Source organism: Testudinibacter sp. 'clade 2' (assembly GCF_006227735.1).
Classification (GTDB): domain Bacteria; phylum Pseudomonadota; class Gammaproteobacteria; order Enterobacterales; family Pasteurellaceae; genus Chelonobacter.
This window is the reverse complement of sequence record NZ_VDHB01000068.1, coordinates 1-5,067: the sequence shown is the minus strand read 5'-3', so window position 1 is coordinate 5,067 and position 5,067 is coordinate 1. Positions and strand designations below refer to the sequence as shown.

The 5,067-nt window shown below is 40.1% G+C and carries 5 protein-coding genes; 2 read left to right on the top strand and 3 right to left on the bottom strand.

What is annotated here, in order from left to right; all coding sequences use genetic code 11:
* Positions 1–49: 49 nt before the first annotated feature.
* From FHQ30_RS06015 to FHQ30_RS06005, 3 genes are all read right to left on the bottom strand, one after another.
* A complete protein-coding gene (locus tag FHQ30_RS06015; protein ID WP_139612331.1) occupies positions 50–682 on the bottom strand; it encodes an MBL fold metallo-hydrolase in 633 nt (210 codons plus the stop codon).
* A 14-nt stretch (positions 683–696) separates the two neighbouring features.
* On the bottom strand, positions 697–1,257 hold the full coding sequence (gene mepK, locus FHQ30_RS06010; RefSeq protein WP_132967940.1) for a peptidoglycan L,D-endopeptidase MepK: 561 nt from the start codon (positions 1,255–1,257) through the stop codon (positions 697–699).
* A gap of 170 nt (positions 1,258–1,427) precedes the next feature.
* Entirely contained in the window at positions 1,428–3,167 is a 1,740-nt protein-coding gene (locus tag FHQ30_RS06005; RefSeq protein WP_267963896.1) for a L,D-transpeptidase family protein, read from the bottom strand.
* A gap of 156 nt (positions 3,168–3,323) precedes the next feature.
* On the opposite strand from FHQ30_RS06005, the gene xthA reads away from it, so the two are divergent.
* Positions 3,324–4,127: an exodeoxyribonuclease III gene (gene xthA / locus FHQ30_RS06000; protein WP_139612348.1), complete on the top strand. Its 804-nt coding sequence runs from the start codon at positions 3,324–3,326 to the stop codon at positions 4,125–4,127.
* A 10-nt stretch (positions 4,128–4,137) separates the two neighbouring features.
* The gene (locus tag FHQ30_RS05995; protein ID WP_139609454.1) at positions 4,138–4,899 is read left to right on the top strand and encodes a TIGR01619 family protein; all 762 of its coding nucleotides are present in this window, start codon (positions 4,138–4,140) and stop codon (positions 4,897–4,899) included.
* Positions 4,900–5,067: the final 168 nt, after the last annotated feature.

Sequence of the window (5,067 nt, the reverse complement as noted above, 5' to 3'; positions counted from 1 at the left end):
TTTGTCAGCAGTCTGAACCGCACTTTAAGTGCGGTTCAAGTAGCCAATATCAGTTTTTTATAAAAGGATTATTCTGTTTTTCAAGACCGATTTTAGTCGCAGGACCATGCCCGGCAATCACGATCATCTCGTCATTTAATTTAAACAGCTTTTGCCTAATTGAAGACAACAGCTGTTGATGATCACCGCGCGGAAAATCGGTGCGTCCGACACTGTTGTAGAACAGCACATCACCGCTAAACGCAATATTTTTTTGCTGTTCGATAAAACCAATATGTCCGGGAGTATGACCCGGCAGATGAAGAATTTCAAAATTCATATCACCAACAGTGATGATCTCCCCTTCCTTATCCAACCAATGATCGGGATAAAATACGGCTATTTCCGCTAAACCGAAACGTTGTGACTGCGCCGGTAGCGAGTCAAATAGAAATTGGTCGGCACTATTAGGCCCCCAAATTTCCACTTGAAAATGCTGTTTCAGCCGATTGGCAGCACCAACATGATCTAAATGCCCGTGCGTCAGCAGGATTTTTTCTAACTGAAGCTGTTGCGTTTCAATAAACTCAATTAACTTCTCAGCTTCACCACCGGGATCGATGATTGCAGCATTTCTCTGCTCATCCCAAATAATTGAGCAGTTTTGCTGAAAAGCGGTAACGGGTAGAATTTCAACATGCATGACATCACCGCCGTTTAGCTACCGCTCCAAGTGCGGTTAGGGCCAGTATCAATATGCACAAAGTTACTACGCGGGTAATACCCAACGCCACCATTATTTAAGCTAGTCGCCACTTTACGCACTTTCGCCAATGAAATGCCGTCAATCCGGAAATCAATCGCTTGTCCACGAGTATGATAACTATTTTTCGCCACACCACGACTGCGAGCATTCATTGCGGCATTAGTTGCCGGTGCTCGATAACCACAGATAATTTGGATTTCGGTATTGCGAAGTCCTAAATTACCCTGAATCTGATAAAGCTTGCTGAACAGCTGCGGTTCGATGCGATGAATTTGTTGGGTACGGCGATCGCGTAGCAGATGATCCAATTTTTTCAAATCGACTGCATTCGCAATTTTGCCATTTTTTAGCTGAGAAGTCAGACGTTCACCGGTATTGATATTTCTAAAAGTGAGCACTCGCGGTTTTGGTGTAGACACTGCTGCCAAGACTTCACTCGGCAAAAGTGCAGCACCTAATACCACTCCACCCAATGCCAGCCAGCGACGGCGTTGATGATTAATTTCAGTCATAATATTACGATAAGTTAAGATTCTTAAATTGGAATAAATAATGCTCTTACTTCGACGACAAAAAAGAGCATAAGTTCAGTTTTAATGAAACGACTTAGGAAAACATAAAAAAAGCTATTGTTCAATAGCTTTTTTGTGATTTTCAGAGCGATGTCTCAAATTAATCGGCTTTAAAGTAATATTTGTTTAATTGCCTTCCAATTTACATCGGTTTTTGCCAATTTTTTATCATGGCCATAAATATCCGGCACCGTATGAATTTTGCCGTTATCCACCCACGCCGTAACATAATAGAGATAAACATCATCACGTTTACTTAAGTTAGCTGATGTGGTTTTCTTACTGGCAAGCACTTGGTTTTTGCGCTCAGCACTCCAACCGTTCTCGCCCAGCAGCAAACTCGCCAGCTCATCGGATTTATGCACCCGAACACAGCCTGAGCTCAACGCTCGGTCATTACGCGCAAACAAACCTTTTGATGGTGTATCGTGTAAATAGATGGCATCACTGCTCGGCATATTGAACTTATAGCTGCCTAAAGTACTGTCACCACCCGGTGCTTGACGCAAACGGTATGGGAAATTTTTTGCCGTCATGTTCTCCCAATCAATGGTATAAGGGTCAATCGTTCTACCTTGTCCGTCAATAATAGTGTAGCCTTTACGATAAATATAACTTGGATCTTGCCGCACTTTCGGAATAATATCTTGATTGATATTCCGTACTGGCGCATTCCATGGTGGATTAACCACCACATTACTCAAACGGCTGTACATCACCGGAGTTTGGCGATCTTTTTTACCGACAATCACTTTCGACTGTAATACCAACTGTCCATCACGATAATAATATAGTTGGTAAGTCGGGATATTAACGAAAATACCGTCAGTTTTGTTTGGCAATAATCCTAAGCGCTGAGCATTAATCGATAATTTATATAAATTATTGCTCAAATTCTGATTTAACACATTACGCGTTCCTGCCCCGACAATACCGTCCGCTGTTAAGCCGTTTTTCGCTTGAAAACCTTTTACCGCAGCTAACAATTCATCACCATAAATATCATCATTAGCAGAATAATCAGCGCTGAGGAAACCTTTACTTTGCAAAAGTATCGCCAAATTTTTAACATCTGCTGAACGCACACCCGGCTTCAAGGTTTCATTGACCGTCACCGAGCTACCCATATTATCCGGCAATGAAACTAATACTTTATCGGCAGTTTGCTGATATTGTTTATTAGTTGGCGCTAAGTGTTGAACAAACGCAGCTAAACGGCCATCAGTGATAGCTTTCTTCCAATTTTCTAAACCAAGTTGGCTAGGTAATGCGGCTTTATACCCACTATTACCATACAGCCATTTGGTCGAATATTTTTTCAAATTCTCTTGATAGTGCAAATAGTTTAAAAACGCATCACTTAGTAAAATATCACGCTGCATAACACCATCTGTACGACTGATAAGCGCTAATTGCTCCGCCGAAATAGCAGAAACACCACTCAATACCCAAACCACATACTGTTGCAAAAACGCTTTTTCAGCAGTTTTGTCTGTCCAAATCGGGGCAAATTCGTTAGCCGCATATAAATCTGCCAAAGCCGCTTCAAACTGAACCGGAGTTCCGGCTAAAAGTTGTTGTAGTTTTTGTTGTGCCTGTAAGGCAGCGGCAATTTGCGCTTCATCGACAACCGCACTTTCAGCGATATTAACATCAACTTCCGGCTGCACGGCCTCAACGGTTTGTACTGCTTCCGCCACAACCTGTTGTGTTGGATTTACCGTTTGCAACAGCGTTTCAGTAGTCTGTCCTGCTACTGTTTCAGTAGCGGTTTGCTCTGCGAAAACAGACACCGAAAAAATCAGACCTGCCAAACAATATAAATTGCTTATTTTGTTTTTTTTGAACATATTTCAACCTTTTGGTATAAAAAACTGGCGATATTTTAACAAATTTAAGGCAATGATTAAATACAAATTTACTCAGTAAAAAAGCACACGAGAAAACCAGACAGCATAACTAAATTCTGTTAAAATTTTTATTTTAAATTAGATAAATAGGAATATATGAAATTTTTATCATTTAACATCAATGGATTAAGAGCTAGACCAGCACAATTAGAAGCAATTGTCAGCAAACACCAACCTGATATTATTGGTTTGCAAGAAATTAAAGTCTCCGATGAAGATTTTCCCTATCATTTAGTTGAACATTTAGGCTACCATATTTTTCATCATGGTCAAAAAGGACATTATGGTGTCGCTTTACTTTGTAAACAACAACCGTTAGCAGTACGCCGTGGCTTCCCTGGCGACACAGAATCAGCACAAAAGCGGATTATCATGGCAGATTTGGCAACAGCATATGGCACACTAACCGTTATTAACGGTTATTTTCCACAAGGCGAAAGTCGCGACCATGAAACCAAATTTCCGGCTAAAGAAAAATTTTATGCCGATTTACAAGACTATCTAGAAAACCATCTTCCGTCTGAAAATCAAGTTATTTTGATGGGTGATATGAATATCAGCCCAACGGATTTAGATATTGGGATAGGTGAAGAAAACCGTAAGCGCTGGCTGCGTACTGGCAAGTGTTCATTTCTCCCGGAAGAGCGCGCGTGGTTACAACGTCTGTTAAGCATTGGTCTGATCGATACCTTCCGGCAGCAGCATCCAGAAGCGAATGATAAATTCTCGTGGTTTGACTATCGTTCTAAAGGTTTTGATGAAAATCGCGGCTTACGCATCGACTTAATTCTTGCCAATACCGCACTTTCACAACATTGCGTTGAAACTGGTATTGATTTGGAAATTCGAGCAATGGAAAAACCCTCTGATCATGCACCGATTTGGGCTTCATTTAAATAGGTAATTCATTATGGAATCGAAAAATAGTTGGCAAACTTATCGTACTTTAATTAAAGGAACGGAAGCCATAATCACCGTAAACTTAAATATTACTGAAAAACTGGATACCCATTTATACCCATATGTCACTCATTTTTCAATTCCTTTTGCGTTTAATTCTACTGAAGCTATCTATGAGCAGGCACAGTTAGATCAATTATCACAAACATTGCTACCATTAATGTCAATTGGCGAAAGCTTATTCGTTGGTTATATTCTTTTGCAAAATAAAGTTACACTCTATTTTTATACTAAACACAGCGAGAGCTTTCATTCCCAGTTGCAGCAAATGAAATTAGATCATATCGATGAGATTGTCAGTCAAAGTGATCCAAACTGTGATTTATACTATGATTTTCTACTTCCGTCCTCATTAGAAATGAAATTAAATGCCACTGTAGAAACATTAGCACTGCTTCATCAAGAGGGAGAGGATCTTTCACTATTACATGCTATCACTCACAAGTTTCAATTTGAAAATAGAGAGCTGATGGAAGAATTTATTGATTTTTACGCCCAACAATCGCTATTCAACATACAATATACCGACAAGCCTGTTGAATATGATGATGAAGTATTTTATTTAGTCACATTGCAACATGAATCCGCTTTAGATGATGATAGTATTTTTAATTTGGTCGAAGAATTTGAGCTGCAAGCCGAGGAATACGCTGGTGAATACAATGGTTGGGAATGTCAAATATTAAACCAAGCCGGAAAATCATTACATTAACCCAAGTGCGGTTTGACCGCACTATTTTTTTCATTTTGCCTTTTTTACCCCACTGTGGCTGCTGTGGGGTATTTTTGTAATCTAATGACACTCCACAGCGCTCTCAAAACCGCACTTTAACCATGATTAGCCTCGCTTAGCCACAAACGCAAAAAACCCTTAGCATCA